Source organism: Pseudomonas sp. SJZ080, assembly GCF_007828295.1.
Lineage (GTDB): Bacteria > Pseudomonadota > Gammaproteobacteria > Pseudomonadales > Pseudomonadaceae > Aquipseudomonas > Aquipseudomonas migulae_A.
The window spans coordinates 138,811-162,845 of the sequence record NZ_VIUK01000005.1 but is presented as its reverse complement, the minus strand read 5'-3'; the positions used below and the strand labels follow the sequence as shown (position 1 = coordinate 162,845).

Annotated in this window: 25 protein-coding genes; 15 read left to right on the top strand and 10 right to left on the bottom strand. The window is 59.7% G+C overall.

Annotated elements, in window-relative coordinates; all coding sequences use genetic code 11:
* Positions 1 to 47 precede the first annotated feature (47 nt).
* The 3 genes from FBY04_RS09680 to FBY04_RS09670 all read left to right on the top strand — a co-directional run bounded on the left by FBY04_RS09680 (position 48) and on the right by FBY04_RS09670 (position 5,065).
* Positions 48 to 1,406 carry a TolC family outer membrane protein gene (locus FBY04_RS09680; RefSeq protein WP_084323396.1) on the top strand — a complete coding sequence of 453 codons (1,359 nt, stop codon included), beginning with the start codon at positions 48 to 50 and terminating at the stop codon, positions 1,404 to 1,406.
* Between the two features lie 133 nt (positions 1,407 to 1,539).
* Positions 1,540 to 3,699, top strand: coding sequence for a type I secretion system permease/ATPase (locus FBY04_RS09675; RefSeq protein WP_145315093.1), 2,160 nt, complete (start codon positions 1,540 to 1,542; stop codon positions 3,697 to 3,699).
* Between the two features lie 10 nt (positions 3,700 to 3,709).
* Complete coding sequence (locus FBY04_RS09670) at positions 3,710 to 5,065, top strand: HlyD family type I secretion periplasmic adaptor subunit (RefSeq protein ID WP_145315092.1); 1,356 nt, start codon at positions 3,710 to 3,712, stop codon at positions 5,063 to 5,065.
* Between the two features lie 183 nt (positions 5,066 to 5,248).
* On the opposite strand, the gene FBY04_RS09665 is transcribed toward FBY04_RS09670, so the two are convergent.
* A complete protein-coding gene (locus FBY04_RS09665; RefSeq protein WP_145315091.1) occupies positions 5,249 to 5,845 on the bottom strand; it encodes a tRNA-uridine aminocarboxypropyltransferase in 597 nt (198 codons plus the stop codon).
* Positions 5,846 to 5,849: 4 nt separating this feature from the next.
* On the bottom strand, positions 5,850 to 6,743 hold the full coding sequence (locus tag FBY04_RS09660; protein WP_007945995.1) for a LysR family transcriptional regulator: 894 nt from the start codon (positions 6,741 to 6,743) through the stop codon (positions 5,850 to 5,852).
* A gap of 335 nt (positions 6,744 to 7,078) precedes the next feature.
* Between FBY04_RS09660 and speB the strand changes: the two genes are divergently transcribed.
* From speB to FBY04_RS09630, 6 genes are all read left to right on the top strand, one after another.
* Complete coding sequence (gene speB, locus FBY04_RS09655) at positions 7,079 to 8,029, top strand: agmatinase (protein WP_017337107.1); 951 nt, start codon at positions 7,079 to 7,081, stop codon at positions 8,027 to 8,029.
* Positions 8,030 to 8,038: 9 nt separating this feature from the next.
* On the top strand, positions 8,039 to 8,461 hold the full coding sequence (locus tag FBY04_RS09650) for a nuclear transport factor 2 family protein (protein ID WP_084323391.1): 423 nt from the start codon (positions 8,039 to 8,041) through the stop codon (positions 8,459 to 8,461).
* A gap of 54 nt (positions 8,462 to 8,515) precedes the next feature.
* Positions 8,516 to 10,027, top strand: coding sequence for a cytosine permease (locus tag FBY04_RS09645; protein ID WP_145315090.1), 1,512 nt, complete (start codon positions 8,516 to 8,518; stop codon positions 10,025 to 10,027).
* Between the two features lie 264 nt (positions 10,028 to 10,291).
* Positions 10,292 to 11,671, top strand: a complete 1,380-nt coding sequence (locus FBY04_RS09640; protein ID WP_084323389.1) for a sodium:solute symporter — start codon at positions 10,292 to 10,294, stop codon at positions 11,669 to 11,671.
* 84 nt (positions 11,672 to 11,755) lie between these two features.
* On the top strand, positions 11,756 to 12,481 hold the full coding sequence (locus FBY04_RS09635; RefSeq protein WP_084323388.1) for an MBL fold metallo-hydrolase: 726 nt from the start codon (positions 11,756 to 11,758) through the stop codon (positions 12,479 to 12,481).
* A 56-nt stretch (positions 12,482 to 12,537) separates the two neighbouring features.
* Positions 12,538 to 12,783 (top strand): acyl carrier protein, encoded by a 246-nt coding sequence (locus FBY04_RS09630; RefSeq protein ID WP_145315089.1) that lies wholly within the window; start codon positions 12,538 to 12,540, stop codon positions 12,781 to 12,783.
* Positions 12,784 to 12,909: 126 nt separating this feature from the next.
* On the opposite strand, the gene FBY04_RS32650 is transcribed toward FBY04_RS09630, so the two are convergent.
* Together FBY04_RS32650 and FBY04_RS09625 are read right to left on the bottom strand one after the other, a co-directional pair.
* Positions 12,910 to 13,038, bottom strand: coding sequence for a PA1414 family protein (locus FBY04_RS32650; protein ID WP_007914492.1), 129 nt, complete (start codon positions 13,036 to 13,038; stop codon positions 12,910 to 12,912).
* Positions 13,039 to 13,177: 139 nt separating this feature from the next.
* On the bottom strand, positions 13,178 to 14,071 hold the full coding sequence (locus FBY04_RS09625) for a LysR family transcriptional regulator (protein WP_145315088.1): 894 nt from the start codon (positions 14,069 to 14,071) through the stop codon (positions 13,178 to 13,180).
* Positions 14,072 to 14,174: 103 nt separating this feature from the next.
* On the opposite strand from FBY04_RS09625, the gene FBY04_RS09620 reads away from it, so the two are divergent.
* Positions 14,175 to 15,356 (top strand): MFS transporter, encoded by a 1,182-nt coding sequence (locus tag FBY04_RS09620; RefSeq protein ID WP_084323385.1) that lies wholly within the window; start codon positions 14,175 to 14,177, stop codon positions 15,354 to 15,356.
* Here the strand turns inward: FBY04_RS09620 and FBY04_RS09615 are convergent.
* Positions 15,301 to 16,233, bottom strand: coding sequence for a DMT family transporter (locus FBY04_RS09615; protein ID WP_084323384.1), 933 nt, complete (start codon positions 16,231 to 16,233; stop codon positions 15,301 to 15,303). The genes FBY04_RS09620 and FBY04_RS09615 overlap by 56 nt on opposite strands.
* Before the next feature lie 65 nt (positions 16,234 to 16,298).
* Complete coding sequence (locus tag FBY04_RS09610) at positions 16,299 to 17,135, bottom strand: S1 RNA-binding domain-containing protein (RefSeq protein WP_145315087.1); 837 nt, start codon at positions 17,133 to 17,135, stop codon at positions 16,299 to 16,301.
* Between the two features lie 352 nt (positions 17,136 to 17,487).
* On the opposite strand from FBY04_RS09610, the gene FBY04_RS09605 reads away from it, so the two are divergent.
* The 3 genes from FBY04_RS09605 (at position 17,488) to FBY04_RS09595 (ending at position 19,547) form a co-directional block, all read left to right on the top strand.
* A complete protein-coding gene (locus tag FBY04_RS09605; protein WP_017337097.1) occupies positions 17,488 to 17,676 on the top strand; it encodes a hypothetical protein in 189 nt (62 codons plus the stop codon).
* Between the two features lie 219 nt (positions 17,677 to 17,895).
* Positions 17,896 to 18,612: a TorF family putative porin gene (locus FBY04_RS09600; protein ID WP_084323382.1), complete on the top strand. Its 717-nt coding sequence runs from the start codon at positions 17,896 to 17,898 to the stop codon at positions 18,610 to 18,612.
* 65 nt (positions 18,613 to 18,677) lie between these two features.
* Positions 18,678 to 19,547 carry a DUF6279 family lipoprotein gene (locus FBY04_RS09595; RefSeq protein WP_145315086.1) on the top strand — a complete coding sequence of 290 codons (870 nt, stop codon included), beginning with the start codon at positions 18,678 to 18,680 and terminating at the stop codon, positions 19,545 to 19,547.
* 125 nt (positions 19,548 to 19,672) lie between these two features.
* On the opposite strand, the gene FBY04_RS09585 is transcribed toward FBY04_RS09595, so the two are convergent.
* Complete coding sequence (locus tag FBY04_RS09585) at positions 19,673 to 20,062, bottom strand: transcriptional regulator (RefSeq protein ID WP_145315085.1); 390 nt, start codon at positions 20,060 to 20,062, stop codon at positions 19,673 to 19,675.
* A gap of 178 nt (positions 20,063 to 20,240) precedes the next feature.
* Here FBY04_RS09585 and FBY04_RS09580 point away from each other — a divergent pair, with 178 nt between their 5' ends.
* Positions 20,241 to 20,975, top strand: coding sequence for a thioredoxin family protein (locus FBY04_RS09580; protein ID WP_145315084.1), 735 nt, complete (start codon positions 20,241 to 20,243; stop codon positions 20,973 to 20,975).
* Positions 20,976 to 21,103: 128 nt separating this feature from the next.
* Here FBY04_RS09580 and FBY04_RS09575 read toward each other — a convergent pair whose 3' ends face one another.
* On the bottom strand, positions 21,104 to 21,523 hold the full coding sequence (locus tag FBY04_RS09575; RefSeq protein WP_145315083.1) for a DUF2846 domain-containing protein: 420 nt from the start codon (positions 21,521 to 21,523) through the stop codon (positions 21,104 to 21,106).
* Positions 21,524 to 21,531: 8 nt separating this feature from the next.
* Entirely contained in the window at positions 21,532 to 21,960 is a 429-nt protein-coding gene (locus FBY04_RS09570; protein ID WP_145315082.1) for an Sbal_3080 family lipoprotein, read from the bottom strand.
* Positions 21,961 to 22,147: 187 nt separating this feature from the next.
* On the opposite strand from FBY04_RS09570, the gene FBY04_RS09565 reads away from it, so the two are divergent.
* Positions 22,148 to 22,423 (top strand): hypothetical protein, encoded by a 276-nt coding sequence (locus tag FBY04_RS09565; protein ID WP_084323376.1) that lies wholly within the window; start codon positions 22,148 to 22,150, stop codon positions 22,421 to 22,423.
* Positions 22,424 to 22,583: 160 nt separating this feature from the next.
* Here FBY04_RS09565 and FBY04_RS09560 read toward each other — a convergent pair whose 3' ends face one another.
* Positions 22,584 to 23,930, bottom strand: a complete 1,347-nt coding sequence (locus FBY04_RS09560; protein WP_084323398.1) for a DEAD/DEAH box helicase — start codon at positions 23,928 to 23,930, stop codon at positions 22,584 to 22,586.
* Between the last annotated feature and the right edge of the window lie 105 nt (positions 23,931 to 24,035).

Sequence of the window (24,035 nt, the reverse complement as noted above, 5' to 3'; positions counted from 1 at the left end):
TATTTGGCGACTGATAAGCACCATCAGGATTTCAGGGAGAAGTATCCATGCGCCGATTGACCCCCGTTTGCAGTGCGATTCTATTGGCCATGGCCTGCACTTCCCAGGCTCAAGCCATGTCGCTGACCGAGGCGATCCAGAGCACCATCGCCACCCACCCGGAACTCGCCTCACGTGTAGACAGCCGCCTGTCGGCAGATGAGGACGTGAAAGTTGCCAAGGGCGGTTTTTATCCCTCTGTTGATCTGAATGCTGCGTACGGGCGCGGGTACAGCGACAACACCAACACCCGCGCCTTCGGCAATCACCACACCGAAATCCTGAACTACACGCAATCGGAACTGCGCCTGCGGCAGATGCTCTTCGATGGTTTCAACACGTCCAACGAAGTCGAGCGCACCAAAGGCGTGGTCAACTCCCGGGCCTATTACGCCCAAGGCACGGCGCAGGACCTGGCATTGCGCACCATCGAGGTCTATCTCGAAGTGCTCAAGCGCCGCGAACTGGTGACCCTGGCCAAGAACAACCTGCAGGCGCACTTGCGGGTCAACGACCAGATCGGCCTGCGTACCCAGCGCGGCATCGGCAGCAACGCCGACGCCGATCAATCCGTGGCGCGTCGGGCACTCGCGGAGAACAACCTCGATACCGCCGAAGTCGATCTGGCCGATGCCGAAGCGAATTTCTACGCGGTCACCGGGCGCATGCCCGATGAACTGGAAACGCTGCCGTCGATTCGCGGCGAATTGCCGGCCACGATCCGGGATGCCCAGCAGAGCATGGTCGACAACAACCCGTACCTGAAATCGGCCCAGGCCGATGTGCAATCGGCCGAGAGCCAGTACGAAGTCGCCAAGTCGCCGTTCTACCCTCGCTTCGACGCTGAAGCCGCGGTGGGGGCGAATAACAACATCGCCGGTGAAGAAGGCCACGACAACGAATGGCGCGTCGGCGTCGTGATGAACTACAACCTGTTCCGCGGCGGCAGCGACAAGGCACGCCTGGCCTCCGACGCGCACAAGATCAACCAGGCGATGGACATCCGCAACAACGCTCTGCGCCAGCTCAACGAGAACATTCATCTGGCCTGGAACGCCATGGTCAATGCCCGGAAACAGACCCCCACCGCCCGCGAATACGCCGAAACCACCACCCGTGTGCGGGCGGCGTACCAGGACCAGTTCGGCCTCGGCCAACGGACCCTGCTCGACGTGCTCGACAGCGAAAACGAACTTTACAACGCCAACCGCCGCTACACCGAAGTGCGCTACACCGAGGAATATTCGATGTACCGCGTGCTGGCGAACATGGGCCAGTTGCTGAGCAAACAACGGGTGGTGCTGCCCGCCGATGCGATCGCCCGGACCGAAGTGAAGAACGAAGCCCGTCTGCCTGAACTGAAATGAAGTTACCCCCTGCAGGAGCTGCCGCAGGCTGCGATCTTTTGATTTTGCCTTTGAAGATCAAGATCAAAAGATCGCAGCCTGCGGCAGCTCCTACAGTGAGATGTGTATCCACGGTTCAACGGGAGCGATCAATGTGACCAGCATGGAACCCGGCAACATCGGTGTCGATCCGCGGCTGAGCTTCGATGACCCGCTTCTGGACGGTCTGCTGATCCTCTGCAAGCTCCATGGCGCGACGGTCAGTCGCGCCAGCCTGAGTGCCGGGCTGCCAATGGCACACCAACGCCTGAGCCTGGACCTGCTGCCGCGTGCAGCGGCCCGGGCGAGTTTGCAGGCGCGGCTTTTACGCCGTGACCTGGACGACATTTCCGCGCTCAACCTGCCCGTGATGCTGATCCTCAATAACGGCCGCAGCGCCATCCTGCGTCGCTTCGGCGATGACGGCCGCTTGCTGATCCTGCCGAGTGAAGCCGACGGTGGCGAGCAGTGGGTCAGCCGCGAAGAACTCTCCGAAAACTACAGCGGCCAGGCCTTGTTCGCCCGGCCACGGCATGAACTCGAAGACTTGCGTTCGCCGCTGGTGCCGCGTGTGGAGGCATGGTTCCGCGACACCTTGAAGCTGTCGAAATGGCTGTACAGCGATGCGATCCTGGCGAGTTTCCTGATCAACCTGCTGGGGCTGATGGTGCCGCTGTTCGTGATGCAGACTTACGACCGGGTGGTGCCGAACCAGGCAACGTCCACCTTGTGGGTGCTGTCGATCGGTTTGCTGATCGGCACCGGTTTCGAGCTGGCGCTGCGGGTGGTCCGCGCGCACTTGCTGGACACCGCCGGGAGGAAAACCGACGTGATCCTGTCCGCGACCCTGTTCGAACGCATCACCGGCATGTCGATGAAAGCACGCCCGGCAACCATCGGCGGTTTTGCCCAGAGCATTCATGACTTTCAGGGCCTGCGCGAATTCCTCACTGCCGTCACGCTGACCAGCCTGATCGACCTGCCGTTCGCCGTGCTGATGCTGGTGGTGATCGGCCTGCTGGGTGGCTGGCTGGTGGTGATTCCGTTGCTGGCGTTTCCGCTCACCATCCTGTTCGCGATGGTGATTCAAGTGCGCCTGCGCGACACCGTCCAAAAAAGCCTGGCCCTCGGCGCCGAACGCCAGGCCCTGCTGATCGAAACCCTCGGCGGCCTGGAAACCCTCAAGGCCTGCAGCGCCGAAAGCGAGCGCCAGCACACATGGGAAAGCACCCACGGCGCCCTCACCCGCCTCGACAGCCACGCGCGCAACCTCTCGGCGCTGGCCACCAACGGCACGCTGTTCATCCAGCAGTTCTCCGGCATGGCGACCATCGTCGCCGGGGTCTACAGCATCATCGCCGGCAACCTCAGCGTCGGCGCGCTGGTGGCGACCTACATGCTCGGCAGTCGCGTACTCGCGCCGCTGGGGCAGATCGCCGGGCTGATCACCCGCTACCAGCAAGCGCAACTGACCATGAAAAGCACCGATGCGCTGATGGCTCTTCCGCAAGAGCGCGACGCGAAACAGCGACCGCTGGAACGCACGCAACTGCAAGGCGCACTCGACGTCAGCGGCGTGACCTTTCACTACAACGGCCAGAACGCACCGGCGCTGGCCAACATCAGTTTCAGCCTGAAACCCGGTGAACGGGTCGGCATCATCGGGCGCAGCGGCTCAGGCAAAAGCACCCTGGGGCGCCTGATCATGGGTTTCTACGAACCGGAGGAAGGCCAGTTGCTGCTCGATGGCCTGGACCTGCGGCAACTGGACGTCGCCGACCTGCGCCAACAGATCGGTTACGTCGCCCACGACCTGCCGCTGCTGGCCGGCAGCCTGCGCGACAATCTGACCCTCGGCGCGCGTTACATCAGCGATGCGCGGATGCTGGAAGTGGCTGAACTGACCGGCGTGACCGAGTTGGCCCGTCAACATCCGCAAGGCTTTGACCGGCCTGTCGGCGAACGCGGGCAGTTGTTGTCCGGCGGTCAGCGTCAGGCGGTGTTGCTGGCGCGAGCCTTGTTGCTCGACCCGCCGATCATGTTGCTCGACGAACCCACCAGCGCCATGGACAACAGCAGCGAAGATGTCCTGCGGCAAAAACTTCACGGTTGGGTCCAGGGTAAAACCTTGCTGCTGGTGACTCACCGCACCTCGATGCTCAGCCTGGTGGATCGGCTGGTGGTGCTGGACAACGGGCGGATCGTCGCCGACGGTCCGAAAGAAGCGGTCATTGATGCACTGCGCAAGGGCCGTGTCGGCTCTGCGGCTGTTTAGGAGTCCGCTCATGTCTTCGTCTCAAAGCTCACGCGGCTACTTCGACAGCTTCAGCAAAAGCGCCGAAAGCGAGTTCATGCCGGAAACCGCCGGCGCGTCATTGCAGGATTCTCCGCGCTGGTCGCGGATCACGGTCTGGCTCGCTGCGGCGTTGATCATCAGCGCCGTGGTCTGGGCCAAGTTCGCCGTGTTGCAGGAAGTCACCATGGGCGAAGGCAAGGCGATTCCGTCGAGCAAGGTTCAGGTGATCCAGAATCTGGAAGGCGGCATCGTCACCGAGATCTTCGTGCGCGAAGGGCAAATGGTGAACAAGGGCGACACGCTGCTGCGCCTGGATGACACGCGGTTTCTGTCGAACAAGGGTGAAAGCGAGGCGGATCGTTATGCGTTGACCGCGCAGGTCGAACGCCTGTCCGCCGAGGCCGAGGGTCGGCCGTTCAAGTTGTCGCCGGAGGTGATCGCCAAGGCCCCGCAAGTGGCCGAGGATGAGCGCGCGCTGTACGAACAACGGCAACGTCGCCTGGCCAGCGAGCAGCGCACGCTGACCGAACAACTGCGGCAGAAAACCCAGGAACTGGCAGAGTTTCGCTCGAAACAGGGTCAGTACAGTTCCAGTTTGGCGCTGCTGCAACAAGAGATGAACATGTCCGCGCCGCTGGTGGGGACCGGAGCGGTTTCGCCGGTGGAAATCCTGCGACTCAAACGCAGCGCGGTGGAGATCCGCGGCTCGCTGAACGCCACGACACTGGCAATTCCCCGCGCAGAATCGGCGATCAACGAGATCAAAAGCAAGATCGACGAATCGGAACAATCCTTTCGCTCGGACGCGGCGAAAGAGCTCAATGAGAAACGTACCGACCTGTCGAAAATCACCGCATCGAGCATCGCCATCGATGACCGCGTGAGCCGCACGACGGTGGTGTCGCCGGTGCACGGGATCATCAAGGCGCTGAAGGTCAACACCATCGGCGGCGTGGTCCAGCCGGGCAGCGACATGGTGGAAATCGTGCCCATCGAGGACAACCTGCTGATCGAAGCCAAGGTGCGGCCGCAGGACGTGGCGTTCCTGCATCCGGGGCAGAAAGCGATGGTCAAGTTCAGTGCGTACGACTACACGATTTATGGTGGGTTGAGTGCAAAGCTGGAGTTGATTGGCGCGGACACGACTACGGATGACAAGGGCAACAGTTTTTATCTGATTCAGGTGCGGACCGATAAAAATCACTTGGGTGGGGATGTAAAACCACTGCTGATTATTCCGGGGATGGTGGCGACGGTGGATATCATTACCGGGGAGAAAAGTGTGCTGGATTATCTGCTGAAGCCGGTGCTTAAGGCCCGGACTGAGGCGATGCGGGAGCGGTAGTCTGGATCCGGAGTTTTTGGTGATTGTTATACCGCTTTCGCGAGCAAGCCCGCTCCCACATTCGACCATATTTCTTCCGGAAGAACTCGGTCGAATGTGGGAGCTACCACCTCATTTCTTCCGGAAGAACTCGGTCGAATGTGGGAGCGGGCTTGCTCGCGAAGAGGCCCTCACTGACACTGACTATTGCGGGCCATGGTTGCGCTGGAAGGTCTCCTCCCCCATCGCCGCAATCTGCCCCTCGATCAACGCCTCGAACGGTTTCAACAACGGCTCGAAACTGACAGGCGCTTCCAGCGTTTGCAATGCCTGCACAATCGCCTCCACCGTCGACAACGCCCCCGGTCCCGGCGCCTTGCGCAAGCGATACCGCGACACGCCGCCATCCACCAAGGTCACTCGGGGCAACGCCGCCAGCAGCGGATTGAGGTGCAGCATCTTGCGTGCCTTGCGCCAGGTGCCGTCCGGGACGACCAGCAACAACGGCTGATCGTTCGCCGTGTACGCCTGCAGCGGCCGCGCCTCCTCGCCCGGAAACAACAACCGGGCCTGATAGCCCGGCTGATTCAACAGCGCCGGCAAATCCTCGAACACCTCACCCACAATCAACTCGGCATTCTTCAACCCCAACGCCGCCAGCCTTGCAGTGTTCAGCGCATGGTTCACTTCGCTCGGATGTTGCAGCAGCAACACCCGAGTGCGGCTGTCGAGGCTCGGGATCAGGGGGCACAGGCAATGAGTCTGCGGGCGCAGGCATCGCGGGCATTGGATTCTGGACATGTTCTCAAGCCTGATTCAGTTGTGCTTTGAGCAAATCGCGGAAGGTCTGGATCAACGGTTCGCGGCTGCGTCCCCGGCGCACGATCATCGAGAACGGCGCCTGATAACCAAAAGTCGCCGGCAGCAACACGCGCAAGTCACCCTTGTCCGCCCAGGCCTGGGCGTAGTGCTCCGGCAGGTAACCGATGTAGGCGCCGGACAGCACCAGGATCAGTTGCGCCTCCATACTTTCCACGGTCGCAGCACTGTGTTTGAAGCCGTGGCGCGCCAGTTCAGCCTGGCTCCAGTAACCGCGACCCACCATGCGCTGCTGAGTGATGACTTGCTCGGGGATGCGCCGCTCGGTGAACAGCGGATGGCGGCTGCTGCAATACAACCAGTGCTGTTCGCGGTACAGCGGCATGTAGACCAGCCCGCTCATGCGCGTGGAAAACGCGCCGATGGCCAAGTCGAGGCGGTTGTCCTGCACGCCGAGTTGCAGTTCGTACGGGCTCATCACCGAGAGGTGCAAATGCACCGCCGGGTGTTCCTGACTGTAGGCGCCGATGGCCTCGGCGAAAGGCAAGGCCTTGTCGCTGACGGTGGAGTCGATGACGCCGAGGTTCAGCGTGCCGCGCAACTCGCCCTTCAGGGCCGCCGCGTATTGCTCGAAACCTTCGAGTTCGCCGAGCAGGCGCAGGGTTTCCTGATGGAACAATTCGCCTTTGCTGGTCAGGCTGAAACCGCCACGACCTCGATGGCACAGCACCAGGCCAAGGGCCGCTTCGAGCTGGCTCATGTAGGTGCTGATCGCCGAGGTCGAGAGGTTGAGTTCTTGCTGCGCGTTGGCGAACCCCTGATGACGGACCACGCTGACGAAGATGCGTAACAGTTTCAGGTCGGGTAAAGCGTTGGCCATGAGGGGGCTCCGTAGCGTGTTCAGTGAGTCCGCGTTGTCTGATGGGCGGTTGCTGCGCAACCGATCGCCAGCAAGCCGGCTCCTACAGGTATTTGTTGCGCCGGGCCGGGTAGGAGCCGGCTTGCTGGCGATCGGCCCGCCCAGACAACGTATCTCTCAAGCCGGGAAGTCTATCTCCCTGCTCACCATTAGTTTAGAAAAATCTGAACTAAGTATTTGCCCGTAGCGATTCTTCCCCGACACTACATTTCGCAGAATCGTCCCCTAACGGTGCCCTATCCTCCCCGGACCGGCGCAGCCGACATAAATAAAACAACGACGATGAGGCCCTACCCGTGGACAAGATTCTTCACCAACCACTGGGCGGCAACGAAATGCCGCGCTTCGGCGGCATCGCCACCATGCTCCGACTCCCCCATGTACCGACCGCTGCCGGTCTGGACGCTGCCTTCGTTGGCGTGCCGCTGGACATCGGTACTTCGCTGCGTCCAGGCACCCGTTTCGGACCGCGTGATATCCGCGCCGAATCCGTGATGATCCGTCCGTACAACATGGCCACCGGTGCAGCGCCGTTCGACTCGCTGTCGGTTGCCGACATCGGCGACGTGGCAATCAACACCTTCAACCTGCTGGATGCCGTACGGATCATCGAAGAGTCCTACCACAAAATCCTCGAACACGATGTGATCCCCCTGACCCTCGGCGGCGACCACACCATCACCCTGCCGATCCTGCGTGCCATCCACAAGAAGCATGGCAAGGTCGGCCTGGTGCACATCGACGCCCACGCCGATGTAAACGATCACATGTTCGGCGAGAAGATCGCCCATGGCACCACCTTCCGCCGCGCCGTCGAAGAAGGCCTTCTGGACCCGGACCGTGTCGTGCAAATCGGCCTGCGCGCCCAGGGCTACACCGCTGACGACTTCAACTGGAGCCGTAACCAGGGCTTCCGTGTGGTTCAGGCCGAAGAGTGCTGGCACAAATCCCTGGCACCGCTGATGGCCGAAGTTCGCGAGAAAGTCGGCGGCGGTCCGGTGTACCTGAGTTTTGACATCGATGGCATCGACCCGGCCTGGGCGCCTGGCACCGGCACCCCGGAAATCGGTGGTCTGACGACCATTCAGGCGATCGAGATCGTTCGCGGCTGCCAAGGCCTCGACCTGGTCGGTTGCGATCTGGTAGAAGTCTCACCCGCTTACGACACCACCGGCAACACCTCGCTGCTGGCCGCCAACCTGCTGTACGAAATGCTCTGCGTACTGCCTGGCGTGGTCCACCGCTGAGGATTGGCCGTGAGCGAACGTGATCAGGTACTCAAGGCCGCTGCCAATCTGGTAGCCGCCTTCGCCCGTAATGATCGCGAAGCCTACTTCGGTGCGTTCAGCACCGACGCGAGCTTCGTGTTCTACACCCTCGAACAGCCCCTGCTGTCGCGCGATGCCTATCAGGCGTTGTGGGACACCTGGCGCTCGGAGGATGGCTTCGAGGTGCTGTCGTGCACCTCGAGCAACGCTTTCGTCAGCCTGCAGGGCGATGTAGCGATATTCATCCATGACGTGGCCACCGAGCTGCGCATGCAAGGGGAGCAACACTTCAGCCAGGAACGCGAGACGATTGTTTTCAAGAAACAAGCGTCTGGCCAAGAACAACAAGGCCTATGGCTGGCCTGCCACGAACATTTGTCCGCGATGCCGGAAGGGCTGCCAACCCCTTAGCCAAACAGGTGACGCTCACACACGATGAGCGCGCCTTTATGATCGGAGCTGATCATGAATAACAACAACAACGACCAAAGCCTTACGCACATTGAAACCTACGGGGTCGAACAGATCCCGGACAACGAACGCACCGCAGGCCCGACGGACTTGTTCCGAATGATCTTCGGTGGTTCCAACACCTTTGCCACCGCCGTGCTCGGCAGTTTCCCGGTTCTGTTTGGCCTGTCTTTCCAGGCCGGCGCCTGGGCGATTGTGCTGGGCGTGTTGCTGGGCTCACTGATCCTCGCGCCCATGGGCCTGTTCGGTCCGATCAACGGCACCAACAATGCCGTGTCTTCCGGTGCTCACTTCGGTGTGCACGGGCGGATCGTCGGTTCGTTTCTATCGTTGCTGACCGCCATCGCCTTCTTCTCGCTCTCGGTGTGGAGCTCGGGTGACGCGTTGATCGGTGGTGCGAAACGCCTGATCGGCCTGCCGGAAACCGACCTGACCCTGGGCCTGGCCTATGGTCTGTTCGCGATTCTGGTGCTGACGGTTTGCATCTACGGTTTCCGCTTCCTGCTGTGGGTCAACAAGATCGCGGTGTGGAGCGCCAGCCTGTTGTTCCTGCTGGGCATCTTCGCGTTCGCCGGTCCTTTCGATGTGAACTACGCCGGTACCGTGAACATGGGTCAGCCGGGTTTCTGGGCAGCCTTTATCGGCGCCGCGCTGGTGGCGATGAGCAACCCGATTTCCTTCGGCGCGTTCCTCGGCGACTGGTCGCGTTACATCCCGCGTGACACCTCCAAGCGCCGGATCATGGCGGCCGTGGTGATCTCGCAGATCGCAACGTTCATCCCGTTCCTGTTCGGCCTCGCCACCGCGACCATCGTCGCGATCAAGGCGCCGGACTACATCGCGGCGAACAACTACGTCGGTGGCCTGCTGGCCGTTTCGCCGAGCTGGTTCTTCCTGCCGGTGTGCCTGATTGCGGTGATCGGCGGCATGTCCACCGGCACCACCTCGCTGTATGGCACCGGGCTGGACATGTCCAGCGTGTTCCCGCGTGTACTGTCGCGGGTCAAGGCCACCCTGTTGATCGGTGTAATGTCGATTGCCTTCATCTTCATCGGACGCTTCGCGGCGAACCTGGTGCAGAGCGTGTCGACCTTCGCCGTGTTGATCATCACCTGCACCACCCCGTGGATGGTGATCATGATCATCGGTCTGCTGGTGCGCCGCGGCTTCTATTGCCCGGATGACCTGCAAGTGTTCACCCGCGGCGAGAAAGGCGGTCGTTACTGGTTCACCCATGGCTGGAACTGGCGTGGGCTGGGTGCCTGGATCCCGAGTGCCTTGGTCGGCCTGTGCTTTGTGAACCTGCCGGGGCAGTTCGTGGGTGTGCTCGGGAACCTGGCGGATGGCATCGACATCAGCCTGCCGGTGACCCTCGGCCTGGCCTCGCTGGTGTACCTGGCGCTACTGAGCCTGTTCCCTGAACCGGCTGCGGTGTTCGGGCCGAATGATCCACGCAGCAAGGGCAAGGATTCGCTCGGTAAACCGGCGTTGCGACAAGCCGCCTGATTCGACACAAACGGTGGTTAACGGAACCTCTGTGGCGAGGGAACTTTGTGGCGAGGGGGCTTGCCCCCGTTCGACTGCACAGCAGTCGCAATGCAGTAACGAGTTCTGACTAAAAGAACTGCGGTTACAGGTTTGGGGCCGCTTCGCGACCCAACGGGGGCAAGCCCCCTCGCCACAGCAAACTCCCTCGCCACAAAAGAGCGGCCTGATTGCCACATTGCTTTTCAGCCTCACCATAAAAAAGACAATCGGAGACACGCCAACATGGCATTGGATTTATTCGTCGTACTCATCTACGCCGCCGCGATGCTGCTACTCGGCTACTACGGCATGCGCAAGGCCAAGACCAACGAAGACTTTTTGGTCGCCGGTCGTAACCTCGGCCCGAGCCTGTACATGGGTACCATGGCCGCTACCGTTCTGGGCGGCGCCTCTACCGTCGGCACCGTGCGCCTGGGCTACGTCCATGGCATTTCCGGTTTCTGGCTCTGCGCGGCCCTCGGTTGCGGGATCGTGGCGCTGAACCTGTTTCTCGCCAAACCGCTGCTGAAACTGAAAATCTACACCGTTACCCAGGTGCTGGAGAAACGCTACAACCCGATGGCCCGCACCGCGAGTGCGGTAATCATGCTGGCGTACGCGCTGATGATCGGCGTGGTTTCGATCCTGGCCATTGGCACCGTGCTGCAAGTGCTGTTCGACCTGCCGTTCTGGCTGTCGGTCTTGGTCGGCGGTGGCGTGGTGGTGATTTATTCGGCAATTGGCGGCATGTGGTCCCTGACCCTGACCGACATCGTCCAGTTCATCATCAAGACCGTTGGCCTGATGTTCATCCTGTTGCCCATCTGCCTGTACCGCGTCGGTGGTTGGGATGAGTTGGTGTTGAAACTGCCGGCAACCGCCTTCAGCTTCACCACGATTGGCTGGGACACCATCATCACCTACTTCATGATCTACTTCTTCGGGATCCTGATCGGCCAGGACATCTGGCAGCGTGTGTTCACCGTCAAGAGCGCCAAAGTGGCTCAGGTCGCCGGCACATTCGCTGGCTTCTACTGCATCCTTTACGGACTGGCCTGCGCCCTGATCGGGATGGCCGCTCATGTGCTGATCCCAGACCTGGACAACGTCAACAACGCCTTCGCAGCCATCGTCAAACTGTCCCTGCCGGACGGTATCCGTGGCCTGGTGATCGCCGCAGCCCTGGCAGCCATGATGTCCACCGCCAGCGCCGGCCTGCTCGCCGCGGCCACCACCCTGACCGAAGACCTGTTGCCGAAACTGCGCGGCGGTAAAGCGTCGAGCCTGGGCATCAACCGCCTGTTCACCCTGCTGACCGGTTTCGTGGTGCTGGGTATCGCTCTGGTGGTAAACGACGTGATCAGTGCCTTGACCCTGGCCTACAACCTGTTGGTGGGCGGCATGCTGATCCCGCTGATCGGTGCAATCTTCTGGAAACGCGCAACGACCGCCGGCGCTATCGCCAGCATGGGCATGGGCTTCGCCACCGCGCTGCTGTTCATGATCAAGGACGGCATGGACGCCAACACCCCGATCTACTACAGCCTCGGCGTAGGTCTGGTGAGTTTCGTGGTGGTCAGCTTGCTGTCCCGTCGCCCTGCACTGGTGGCCAGCGCCGCCTAAGCTGAACATAACGACTTGATGCTTTCTTCGACGGGTGTGGCGTCGGTTGCCACACCCGTTTTTTTTCGTCTGGAGAAATCGTTTATGAAGATCGTCAGCCGCGATCAGTGGTTCGAGGTCAAACAGCTCAGCGACGGCATCCGCCTGATCCACGAGCCCTACATCCGCCCCTTCTACCGCTGCAACCTCTGGCACATTCAGGGCCGCGACAAGGACCTGCTGCTGGACAGCGGCTCCGGGCTGGTCAGTCTGCGCGAGCAATTGCCGTGGATCACCGAACGGCCGCTGGTGGCCGTGGCCAGTCACTGCCATTTCGATCACATCGCCGGCCATCACGAATTTGCTGAACGCCTGGTGCATCCCGCCGAGGCCGGCATCCTGGCGGCACCTGACGGCGAAAACGATTTAAGCCGGGCATTCGTCGGCGACGACATGTTCGAGGCTCACCCCGACTGCCCGCTGTGTTACGCCGAATACCGGGTCAAAGCCGCACCCGCCACGGGGTTGATTGAAGAAGGTGACGTGCTGGATCTGGGCAATCGCGTGTTGCAAGTGCTGCACACACCCGGGCATTCACCGGGCGGCATCAGCCTGTATGAGGCCGCGACCGAGACGTTGTTCAGCGGCGACATCATCTACGACGGGCCGCTGATCGAAGACGCCTACCACTCCAACCTTGATGACTACGCGCGCAGCCTGCAACGCTTGCGTGAGTTGCCGATCCGCACCGTGCATGGCGGACATTTCGGGAGTTTTTCCGGGGAACATTTGCGCAGCATGATTGACGAGTGGCAGCGCTCACATGCGTGAAGCCTGCTGTACTCAAGCGCAGGGAACAACAATACCGACGCCTTTGAAGAACTCTCATGGAAAGAGCCGACATAGATGCCGCTGTGCATCGTTTCATCAGCCGACTGCTGGAGCAAGACTTCGACGATAACGCCAGCCTGACGGAGTTAGGGTTGGATAAAGCGGACATCGAAGACCTGATCTTCCATCTGGAAGATGAGTTGGGGTTGACGGCATTTACGGCGGAGGAAGACTGGATGATCAAGACCGCCAGGACGGCGAATGACTTGAGTCGGTTTTTGATGGAGATTGGGCGGTATTGAGCATCATGGAAATGTCAAAGATCGCAGCCTTCGGCAGCTCCTACAGGTACGCGAACAAATCGCAGCATTGGCGCGACTCCCTGCAGGAGCTGCCGAAAGCTGCGATCTTTTGGACCTTGACGCGTATTACCGACGGCGCTGCTGGCGTCGACGCTGCTCATCGTCAGTGCGAATAGGCACAGGTTGCAGAGGCGGTTCGATCAAACCGAGTGCAACACCCAGGTCATGCAGCCAGTTTTGGATTTTCTCTTTCATGGTGCCCCCTTCAGGGTAGTGCCGAGCGGCTGAAATTCTGTAGCCCCTTCGCACTGATAATAGTCCGAAGTCCTACGCAATGCTCGGCAAAATCCGCAATGATCTGTTACTGAATTGATCCAAATACCTGACCATTCGTTCAGGCTATTGCCTGCGCCGGGATCGCTTCCGATGGAAAGACCGTCTGTTGCTGCTCTATCCACGCATTCAGATTGGCCCCGACCATGCCCTTGCGCCACATCAGCCAGGTCGTCGCGGTGGCGAACGGCTCGGCCAACGGGTGCACCGCCACACTTTCGCGGCCCGGCAGACTGGCCAGCATCGACTCCGACATCAGCGCCACACCCGAACCGGCAATCACGCACGCGAGCATTCCGGGATAGGACTCGATTTCCATCGCCCGCCCCATGGCCGCGTGATCGTGGGCGAACCAGGCTTCCAGACGCGTCCGGTAAGAACAACCGTGTCGAAAGGTGAACACCGAGCGCCCCTCCACATCCAGCGCGCTGCGCACCGGCGGATGATCGGCTTCGCTGATCAGCACCAGGCGTTCCTCGCGAAAAGGCACGCCATCGAGCCCGGCCAACTCCAGCGGGCCATCCACCAGCGCCGCATCGAGGCGACCGGTGAGCAAGCCTTCCAGCAGCTCACCACTGGGCCCGGACTGCACCTGCAGGTTCACCGCCGGGTAGGTGCGGTGATAGCGGGCCAACAGTTGTGGAAGGTAAATGGCCGCGGTGCTGTACATCGTACCCAGCACGAAATCGCCCGCCGGTTGCCCACCCTGCACGGCCGCTTGCGCTTCGTTGCGCAGGTTGAACAGCTTCGCGGTGTAGTCCAGCAGGACTTTTCCCGCAGGAGACAACTGCAAACGCTGACGCTCGCGCAGGAAGAGTTCTACGCCCAGTTGCTCCTCAAGCTGTTTAAGGCGTGTCGACAGATTCGACGGCACCCGATGCAAACGTTCGGCCGCACGGGTGATCGAGCCCTCTTCCGCCACGGCATGGAAGATCCGCAATTGGCTGAACTCCACGACATTCTCCAAATCAGAACAAGTTACTCACTATTATTCATTTTTAAAGAAAGTCAATCAGTCCTAGCCTGACGGTCATTGATCCTCTGCCGGAACTCAGACTATGTCCCCGCTGATTCGCTTACTCGCCAGTTTTATCGCGCTCATGATGGCCATGGGCATCGGACGGTTCGCCCTCACCCCGCAATTGCCACACCTGCTCAGCGAAGGTCAGATCGACCTCACGGCCGCCGGTCTGATTGCCGCAGCCAACTACCTTGGGTATTTCGTTGGCGCCGTGGACGCGATGTTCTCCCGCAAACCCGAGCAAGTCCGGCAGCGGCTGCTGGGCGGTTTGTGGCTGTGTGTATTACTCACCCTCGCATCGTTCTGGGCCAATGGGTTCTGGGCGCATTTACTGCTGCGTTTCGGCACGGGCGTGGCCAGCGCCTGGGTGCTGGTGATGATCACTGCATTGAGCCAGCCACTGGCCGCTGCAGCCGGTCGACCTCGGCTTGGCGCAGTGGTATTTGCCGGACCGGGCCTGGGGATTTTTCTGACGGGATTGTTGGCCCTGGGCTCGAACCTGTTGGGTCAGACCTCCGCAACCTTGTGGCTGGTCTATGCCGGCGTTGCACTGGTGATGCTGCTGGGGATTTTGCCATTCCTGCCGCAACCGTCCGCCACCGTGGCAGTCGCCTCCAGCGCTGCCGGTTCGGGCAACCAGGAGATCGGCCGTTTGGGGGTGATCTACTGCTTGTACGGTCTGGGCTACATCATCCCGGCCACGTTCCTCTCGCAAATGGCCAACGCGCAGTTCCATGGCCAATGGCAAGCCGATCTGTTCTGGCCGTTCTTTGGTCTGGCATCGGCCATCGGCGTGGTGCTGGTGAGTCTTCGTCGTCACAACCCGAACGCCACCCGTCATTGGCTGATGGCAACGTTGTGGCTGCAAGCGGCCGGTGTGTTTGCCTGCCTGTTGGGCAGCGGGTCAGGCCTGGCGCTGGGGGTGATGCTGTGTGGCACGCCGTTTCTGGCCTGCATGCAGCTGGTGATGCAACGCTCTCGGGAACTGGCGCCCCACGCCACCCAACGCAATGCCGGACTGCTGACCGCATGCTTCGCCGTGGGTCAGCTCGCCGGACCGTTGCTGGCCGCGTTGAGCAGTCATTTCAGCGGTGGCTTGCAGCCGGCGCTGATCGTGGCGGGCAGCGGTTTGCTCATCGCGGGTGGGCTGTTGCTCCGTCCGGTCATTGCTGGCCGAGGGCTTTGCGCAAACGACGGCGCACCCACTGTTCAGCGCTGACAAACGTGATGCCGAGCAGCACCAGCACGGCACCGATGACAAAGTTGAGGCTCAGCGCTTCGCCCAGCAAGACCACGCCGAACGTGACGCCGAACAACGGCGTCATGAAAGAAAACACCGCCAGGTTCGCCGCCAGATAGCGACGCAGCAACCAGAACCAGGTCAGGTAACTGAAGAACGACACCACCAGTCCCTGGAACAGCACACTGGCCACCGCCACAGTGGTCAGGCTGACGTGGGTAATCTGGCCACTGAGCATCGCGATCAGCAGCAAACCGACGAAACCGACCATCAGCTGGTAGAACAACGTGAGCGTCACCGGTGCTTCCGAAAGGCGCGAAGCGCGCACCACCACGGTGGTCGCGCCCCAAGCGGCGCCGGCCAACACGCCAAGCGCATCGCCCATCAACATGCGTCGGTCGAGGTTGTCCCACGACACGCCGCCGGCAAATGCGATGGCAATCCCAATGAACGCGAGAAAAATGCCCAGCCACTGGACGGGCCTCAAACGTTCACTCGGCAGCAGCCAGTGCACGCCCAGCGCAGTGAAGATCGGTGCCGTGTAAAGGAACACCGACATGTGCGCGGCCGTGGTCAATTGCAAGCCTTCGGAAATGAAGAAGAACTCCAGTCCAAACAGCGCGCCCGCCAGCAGTCCACCGCGCCACGTCTTGCCGACCTGATCCCAGCCGCCCTTCCAGCAAATCAGCAATCCTACAAGCAACGCAGAAATGCCCGACCGACCCGCAGCCTGCATGACCGGCGCAATGTCAGGCGCCGCCCATTTGATCATCACCTGCTGCACGCCCCAGATCAGGCACAACCCCATCATCACTTGCAGGGCAAAAGCATCGGCGCTACGCCGAGTGGCGCTCACCGGAACACCTCGTCAACACAATCCATGGCAATGACTCGACAGTTAAAGCAAAGGCTGGCGTGCAATCAGCTCAGTTCAATGCGATCGGCATGAATAACAATCTGACCATTCTTGTACAGCGCACCAATGGCCTTCTTGAAGTTGCCCTTGCTGACGCCAAACATGCTGGTGATCACCGTCGGGTCGCTCTTGTCGCTCACCGGCAGCGTGCCGTTGTTTTCGCGCAACTTGGCGAGGATCTTCGAGTTGAGGCTGGTGGCCGCTTCTTCGCCCACCGGTTGCAGGCTCAGGCTGATCTTGCCGTCGGCCCGGACTTCTTTGATGAAGCCCTTCTCTTCCTTGCCGGCGCGCATGAACTTGAAGATTTCGTTCTTGTGGATCAGGCCCCAGTGCTTGTTGTTGATGATTGCCTTGAAGCCCATGTCGGTGGCTTCGGCAACCAGCAGATCAACTTCCTGGCCAGGGGTGTAGTTGGCCGGGGTCTTGTCCAGATAACGGTCCAGACGCGCCGTCGCGGTGATGCGGCGGGTGTGCTTGTCGAGGTAGGCGTGCACCACGACGTACTCGCCAGCCGTCATCTGACGCTTCTCTTCGGAATACGGCAGCAACAGATCCTTCGGCAAACCCCAATCCAGGAAAACACCGATGCTGTTGACTTCAACGACTTTCAAACTGGCGAATTCACCGACTTGAACTTTCGGCTTTTCGGTAGTTGCGATAAGTTTGTCATCGCTGTCCAGATAAATAAAAACGTTGAGCCAGTCTTCATCTTCGCTGGGAATATCTTTGGGAATATAACGGTTAGGCAGAAGAATTTCGCCATCCGCGCCACCATCCAGATATAAACCGAAGTTAGTGTGTTTAACCACTTGCAAACTGTTGTAACGCCCGACTAAAGCCATTTCCAATACCCTCATTGCGTGGGCGGCATTCTACCCGTTTTTGCACGCTGCGTTCGACGCCCGGCCAGGCGGCCCTGGAAAAATCCTGTGAAGGTCTTAATTTTCCTGGGTTTTGTCGGACGCATCCGGCCACTCGTCAGGCCAGACTGCTGATTTTTGCCCCCGCAAGTCAGGCAGAAATCCATTTATCTGCACCAATGTTCTTATTTAAAACAGCGGGTTACGGGAAGATTTCGAATAATAACTTGCGATGAATCCTGCTTTTGTGATGTGTATTTCAGGGGGATATTTACCAAGCAATTGTCAAGTATTTCCTGTACGATGCGTGGCCAAGTTAATTTTCTACAGGTTAATGGCCGCCATGCGTGTAAAAGCATCCAACAGCAAAGCAAAGCCAGCTCCAGCCGTTGAAACCAGCGAATCGATCAACAACCAGATTGCTGCGTTCCTCAAGTCCGGTGGCGAGATCCAGCAAATTGCCAAAGGCGTCAGCGGCCAGACGTTCGGCCCGTCCAAGCAGATCACGCTCGGCAAAAAGTAACACCGTTACAAGACCCCTCGCATCACCTGGTCCGTAAGCGCTTTGAGCTTCGAAGCGCTTGGACTGGAACCCTCCCGCAACACCCCGATAAACACATCAATATTTCAAAAATCGACGAACGGCCCTCGATGCCGAGCATTCGCCGGTATGCTTGCACACGTCTAGATTAAGCGTTTCAGCAGTTTTTCGTTTCTGCTCCTCGCTGTCATGGAGTGACGCATGCTCAAACCCTTTCTGTTTTTATTCGTCGGCCTGCTGTCCTGTTCGGTCGCCAACGCGCAAATCTTCCAACGTGAACTGGGGGACTTCGATCTCAAGCTCGGCACCACTCCCAGTCGCAGCATGGCCCAGGGGCTGGTCAAACCCTCGACCACCGGTTCCTTTCACGGCGGCCTCGACCTGAGCCACGACAGCGGCTTCTACTTCGGCCAATGGTCACCTAGCATGGGATTGAGTCCGGGGAACAACCTGGAAGTCGATTCCTACGTGGGTTTTAAACAGCCCTTCGATCAAACCCTCGGCTACGAAGTCGGAATGATCCGCTACAGCTACCCAAAAGTGGACACCCTCGACAGCCAGGAACTCTTCGGCGGCCTCACCCTGCTGGGCAGCCGTTTCGGCGCAGCCTTCAGCAACGACCCGGACAAACAGAACAGCACCGTGTTCGCCGATCTCGGTGGCAATCAACCGTTCGGCGTCGGGATCAGCATGAAATACACCACTCACCAGCTCAACACCCCGGTGTCGGTGGACGGTGGGTATGTAGGCAGTTTCACTGACTGGTCGTTGACACTGTCCCGGCCGTTCATGGGCATAGACCTGGACCTGATCTACAGCGGCTCAAGCCTCAGCGGCAGCGACTGCTCCGCCTATTCCGGGCGTAACAGTCAGTGCGACGGACTGGTCACCCTCAAGGCCGAACACGCGTTCTATTGATCGGCTGAACTGGCAGGCTCATCCTGCGTTCACATGAGAACCTACGCTTTCGCAAGGACTCGCCCATGTCGCGCTGGTTGAAGTGTCTCGCCGTCGTCCTCACCCTCAGTCTCGCCCTCGGCGCGTGCAGTCGCGTAGGCCTGGCCTATCGAAACCTCGACGTGATCATCCCGTGGACGCTCAGCGATTACCTGGACATGAACGGCGATCAGAAAGGCTGGTTCAACGAGCGCCTCAGAGAACACCTGAGCTGGCACTGCACTACGCAACTGCCGGGTTACCTCGGCTGGCTCGACCGTTTGCAAGCGATGGTCGAGACCAATCAGGTAACCGACACCGCACTGCAAACCCGCACCCAGGAAGCCAAACAAGCCATCGCCCAGACCGCGCGGGAAATCACCCCGTCGGCCATCGAGTTGTTGCAGGGGTTGGATGACAAGCAAGTCGCAGAGATGAACGACGCCTTTGCCAAGGACCAGCGCAAACGCCAGCAGAATTACCTGAAACCGTCCCTCGACCAGCAGATCAAGGAGCGCAGCGAGCGCATGGAAAAACGCTTGAATGACTGGCTCGGCCCTCTCAGTCCGACCCAGCAACAACGTGTCGTCGCCTGGTCCAATGCCTTGGGTGACCAGAACACGCAGTGGATCGCCAACCGAGCCCACTGGCAGAAGCAGTTCAGTGCAGCGGTTGCGCAACGCCAGAGTCCGGAATTCCCACAGCGAATCGAGACACTTTTGGTGAATCGCGAGAGTTTATGGACCGCCGATTACCGTAAGGCCTACGCCAATACCGAAGCACAGGCGCGAAGCCTGTTTGTGGATTTGATGGCCGGGAGCACACCGACCCAGCGAGAGCGGTTGTTGAAAAAGATTGAAGGGGTGCGCAAGGACTTCAATGATTTGAAGTGCCTTAAAGCCGCGCAACAGAGTTAAGGATCAACACAAATACAATGTGGGAGCCGGCTTGCTCGCGAAGACGGAGTGTCGGTTGACATCGTTGTTGCCCGACACACCGCATTCGCGAGCAAGCCCGCTCCCACATTGGTAATCGGCGATCTTCAGGCTATCTGCGCCTTGGACGCCACCTCATCGAACGTCACTACATCCAGCGCATCTTCCTGCTCATCCAGCACCTGCCGCGGATGAGCATCGCCCGGAATGCTGCTGTCGATCAGGCTCAACAAACTCGAGCCCCGCGACGTCAGCATGTAGTTCGGACCGGTGCCGCCCAGCTCTTCTGGCCTGGATTCAATATAACCGCGCGCCAGCAGTAACTTTTCATACTCGCCGGCCACCGCTTTCAGGTGATCCAGGTTTTCAGTCTGCTCGCCCTCCGTGGCTTTCTCCGCCGCATACTGCTCGGCATAGGGCCGTGGCGTGAAGCTGGGGGCTGCGTTTTGCACTTCGTGCAGCAAGCGTTCAATCAAATCCCAGTTGTAAGTTGTCATCCTGATTCAACCTCCAAAGCCTGTGAGTGTGATGGCCTTCAAAGGCTGTGACCGGCGATGCGCGCAGCCGTTCAGCGCAGGTTTTGAACGGCGCTGACCGGCGGTATGTCGAATTCGGCACCGGTCAAACGACAAGGTAGTGTCAGTCACCTCCCCGCATTGCGCAGGAGAAAACCCGATGAACGTTCAGAACCATCCAATCGTGTCGCGAGAAGAATGGCTCGCCGCACGCAAACAACACCTGGCCCACGAAAAAGCCTTTACCAAGGAACGGGACAAACTCAGCGCCGAACGTCGCGCACTCCCGTGGGTGAAAATCGACAAGGACTATCGCTTCCAGGGCCCCGACGGCGAGCTGAAACTGGCCGACCTGTTCGGCGGCCGCAGTCAGTTGGTCATCTACCACTTCATGTTCGCCAAAGGCTGGGATGAAGGCTGCCCCGGTTGCTCGTTCCTGTCCGACCACATCGACGGCGCCAACCAGCACCTGGCACATCATGACGTGGCCGTAGTGGCGGTTTCCCACGCACCGTTCGCCGAATTCCAGGCGTTCAAACGGCGCATGGGCTGGAAATTCGACTGGGTGTCTTCGCAGGGCTGTGATTTCAACTACGACTTTGGTGTCTCGGCCCGAGCAGAAGATGTTGCCGCCGGCAAAGCGACCTACAACTACGAAAAATCCGACGGTGCCGAGGAAGAACTCCCAGGCCTTAGCGTGTTTTATCGCAACGAAGCTGGCGATATTTTTCACACCTACTCCACCTATGCCCGCGGCCTGGACATGCTGGTCGGCGCCTATAACTACCTGGACCTCATGCCCAAGGGCCGTAACGAAGAGGAAATAATGGATTGGGTAAGGCATCACGATCGGTATGAAGACAAGGCCTCTTCGAGCTGCTGCCATGGGGGATAGATCGCATCGCGAGCAAGAGAGATATCATTGGTAGACGCTTGCGAGCGCAGCAGGCTGGGCGGTGAAATGAAAACGGGCGACCTCAAGGTCGCCCGTTTTAGCTTGTGCTGTCGATTACAACGGCACAGCTACTTCACCGGAATATACGAATACCCCTTCACCATGGCTTTCCCTTCATTGGCATCCCGCACCCGGACCATCTCGGCCGCGTACTCCTGCGTGTATTCAACGAAGTATTCCTTGCCCGGCTCGACCTGCAGGTTCAAGAACACGTTTCGCGGATGCGGGCGCGGCCCGGCTGAGACCTTATGCAGGCCCGGGCTCACCAGAACCCAGGAATAGGTTTTGTCATTGAGCCCTACTACTGCGCTGTCATTGATGCTGAACACGCTGTCATAAAAACTGCCTTGAATGACCTGGGTCCGCATCATGTAAACCAGCGCCTTGCCCTGCGGTGGCGCCGGAGGCTCGAAATACGGCTGGCTGGAGCGGGTGTGACCGCATCCGGTCAACAACAGCATGAGCAACAGAACCGGGAAACTTTTCATGACTGCGCTCATTTGTTTTGCCCCAGTAACTGGTTGATCACCGGCCCCATCTTCTCCTCGACCGGCGCCACTTTCGACGGATCGAAGCCCCCCTCACCGGTCAGATGGTATTGACCAAAGCCGATTTGTTGAGCGCCCTTGAAGAGCCGGACACTGGCATCGGACAAGTACGGGGAGAAATCCCAGGAACGGATGGCGGTGTAAGTCAGACGGTATTCGCAACTGCTCGGGAGAGGGGCGGCGTACAAGCGACTTTCGATGTTGTGCTTGCGCAAAAGCGCTTGCAGACCATCGACGAAATCGCCCACCACCACTTTCGGGTTCTCTTCGATACAGAGCTGAGAGATTTTGTATTGAGGAGCGACTGGCTCGACGTTGACGTTGGTGCAACCGGTCAATGCCAGTAGAAGGCTTGCCGTGACGGCTCTGAACAGCATGGTCGATCCTTGATTTTCGAGTAATAGCAAAACGATACCACCCTACTGGATTGGCGTCCTTTCACGGTCAATTGACGGATTCGCTATCAACCCGTTGCGTGAACAAAAGATGCCTGCGCGCTGAACTTTCTCCTGACCTCAACCCTCAACCGGATAACCCGCCTTAACCGGAACCGAGGCCCACTCCATGAAAACCCTGCTCAAACTCACCCTCGCCGCCACCCTCGCTTGCGCCCTCCCCGCCTGGGCCTGCACGCCCGAGGAAGCCACCGCCAAACGTGAACAGCTGGCCAAGGAAGTCACCAAGCTCACGCAGCAGAATCCGAAGAAAGCCAAAGAGATCAACGATGAGTTGCAGAAGATGGATCTGGGCACGGCCAGCGCCGATCTGCCGGACAAGTGCCAGTTGATCGATCAGCGTTTGAAGGAGTTGGGATCGGCGGAGAAAAAAGCCGAAAGTTGATCTGTAGGAGCCGGCTTGCTGGCGATTCGGTTAACCCGATATAACCGCGTTCACCAGGATCGCCAGATCAAGCCGGCTCCTACAATGGATCGCGTTCCAATTCCGGGGCGTAAAAAAACCGGACCTGGGTCCGGTTTTTTTATGGGATCGCTACGGCGCCTTATTCAGCAGCCGGCGCTTCCGGCTTGCGGCGCTTCAGAGGAGCCATGCCGTCCTTGCTGACCAGCGACAGGGCGTCGGTCTTCGGGCGGTTGGCGATCTTGCGTTTGGTCGGTGCCTTGGCGCCGGTTTTCTTCTTCTCTCCCTTGGCGTCGACCTTTTTCTTCTTCACGCCAACGGCTTTGCCCGAAGCCTTGACCTTTTTCGGCCCGCCGTAGGTGCCTTTGACTTCCTTGATGGTGCGGCGCTCGAAGCTCTGCTTGAGGTAACGCTCGATGCTCGACATCAGGTTCCAGTCGCCGTGGCAGATCAGCGAGATGGCCAGGCCATCGTTGCCGGCGCGGCCGGTGCGACCGATGCGGTGAACGTACTCGTCGCCACTGCGTGGCATGTCGAAGTTGATCACCAGGTCGAGGCCGTCAACGTCGAGGCCACGTGCGGCAACGTCGGTGGCAACCAGGATTTTCACACCGCCCTGCTTCAGGCGATCGATCGCCAGCTTGCGGTCTTTCTGGTCCTTGTCACCGTGCAGGACGAACGCTTTGTATTCCTGCGCCACCAGGCGGCCGTAGATGCGGTCGGCCATGGCCCGGGTGTTGGTGAACACGATGGCCTTCTGATAGGTCTCGTTGGCCAGCAGCCAGTTCACGATCTGCTCTTTGTGCTGGTTGTGGTCAGCGGTGATGATCTGCTGACGGGTGGTCGCATTCAGATCGCTGACGTTGTTCAGCTGCAGGTGTTCCGGGTTGTTCAGGACCTTGGCGACCATCTCGCGCAGGCCCGAACCGCCCGTGGTGGCGGAGAACAGCATGGTCTGCTGGCGATTGGTGCACTCTTCCACCAGACGCTGCACGTCTTCGGCAAAGCCCATGTCGAGCATGCGGTCGGCTTCGTCGAGCACCAGCACTTCAACTTCTTTCAAGTCGAGGTTACCGGCGTTCAGTTGCTCGATCATCCGGCCCGGTGTACCGATCAGGATGTCCGGCACCTTGCGCAGCATGGCGGCCTGAACCTTGAAGTCTTCACCGCCGGTGATCAGACCGGACTTGATGAACGTGAACTGAGCGAAACGCTCGACTTCCTTGATGGTCTGCTGGGCCAGCTCGCGAGTCGGCAGCAGGATCAGGGTCTTGATGCTGACGCGGATTTTCGCCGGGCCGATCAGACGGTTGAGGATCGGCAAGACGAAAGCGGCGGTTTTGCCGCTACCGGTTTGCGCTGTCACCCGCAGGTCACGCCCTTGGAGCGCCAGCGGAATAGCCGCTGCTTGCACAGGCGTTGGCTCGACAAATTTAAGCTCGGCCACGGCTTTGAGCAGGCGTTCGTGCAGGGCGAATTGGGAAAACACGGGTGCTACCTCGAAGAAATACAAAAAAACAGCTGCATAGGGTAACGGTTTCGAGCGCGAAGGCCGAGTTTCTTTATGCAAACGACCGTAAACAGTGGCTTTTTT

Coding starts and splice junctions, on each gene's coding strand:
- FBY04_RS09640 (WP_084323389.1), top strand. CDS start 10,292: ATGGCATTGGATTTATTCGTCGTACTCATCTACGCCGCCGCGATGCTG.
- FBY04_RS09645 (WP_145315090.1), top strand. CDS start 8,516: ATGAATAACAACAACAACGACCAAAGCCTTACGCACATTGAAACCTAC.
- FBY04_RS09635 (WP_084323388.1), top strand. CDS start 11,756: ATGAAGATCGTCAGCCGCGATCAGTGGTTCGAGGTCAAACAGCTCAGC.
- FBY04_RS09595 (WP_145315086.1), top strand. CDS start 18,678: ATGTCGCGCTGGTTGAAGTGTCTCGCCGTCGTCCTCACCCTCAGTCTC.
- FBY04_RS09680 (WP_084323396.1), top strand. CDS start 48: ATGCGCCGATTGACCCCCGTTTGCAGTGCGATTCTATTGGCCATGGCC.
- FBY04_RS09670 (WP_145315092.1), top strand. CDS start 3,710: ATGTCTTCGTCTCAAAGCTCACGCGGCTACTTCGACAGCTTCAGCAAA.
- FBY04_RS09575 (WP_145315083.1), bottom strand. CDS start 21,523: ATGAAAAGTTTCCCGGTTCTGTTGCTCATGCTGTTGTTGACCGGATGC.
- FBY04_RS09665 (WP_145315091.1), bottom strand. CDS start 5,845: ATGTCCAGAATCCAATGCCCGCGATGCCTGCGCCCGCAGACTCATTGC.
- FBY04_RS09580 (WP_145315084.1), top strand. CDS start 20,241: ATGAACGTTCAGAACCATCCAATCGTGTCGCGAGAAGAATGGCTCGCC.
- FBY04_RS09610 (WP_145315087.1), bottom strand. CDS start 17,135: ATGGCTTTAGTCGGGCGTTACAACAGTTTGCAAGTGGTTAAACACACT.
- FBY04_RS09660 (WP_007945995.1), bottom strand. CDS start 6,743: ATGGCCAACGCTTTACCCGACCTGAAACTGTTACGCATCTTCGTCAGC.
- FBY04_RS09620 (WP_084323385.1), top strand. CDS start 14,175: ATGTCCCCGCTGATTCGCTTACTCGCCAGTTTTATCGCGCTCATGATG.
- FBY04_RS09585 (WP_145315085.1), bottom strand. CDS start 20,062: ATGACAACTTACAACTGGGATTTGATTGAACGCTTGCTGCACGAAGTG.
- FBY04_RS09570 (WP_145315082.1), bottom strand. CDS start 21,960: ATGCTGTTCAGAGCCGTCACGGCAAGCCTTCTACTGGCATTGACCGGT.
- FBY04_RS32650 (WP_007914492.1), bottom strand. CDS start 13,038: ATGAAAGAGAAAATCCAAAACTGGCTGCATGACCTGGGTGTTGCACTC.
- FBY04_RS09600 (WP_084323382.1), top strand. CDS start 17,896: ATGCTCAAACCCTTTCTGTTTTTATTCGTCGGCCTGCTGTCCTGTTCG.
- FBY04_RS09605 (WP_017337097.1), top strand. CDS start 17,488: ATGGCCGCCATGCGTGTAAAAGCATCCAACAGCAAAGCAAAGCCAGCT.
- FBY04_RS09630 (WP_145315089.1), top strand. CDS start 12,538: ATGGAAAGAGCCGACATAGATGCCGCTGTGCATCGTTTCATCAGCCGA.
- FBY04_RS09565 (WP_084323376.1), top strand. CDS start 22,148: ATGAAAACCCTGCTCAAACTCACCCTCGCCGCCACCCTCGCTTGCGCC.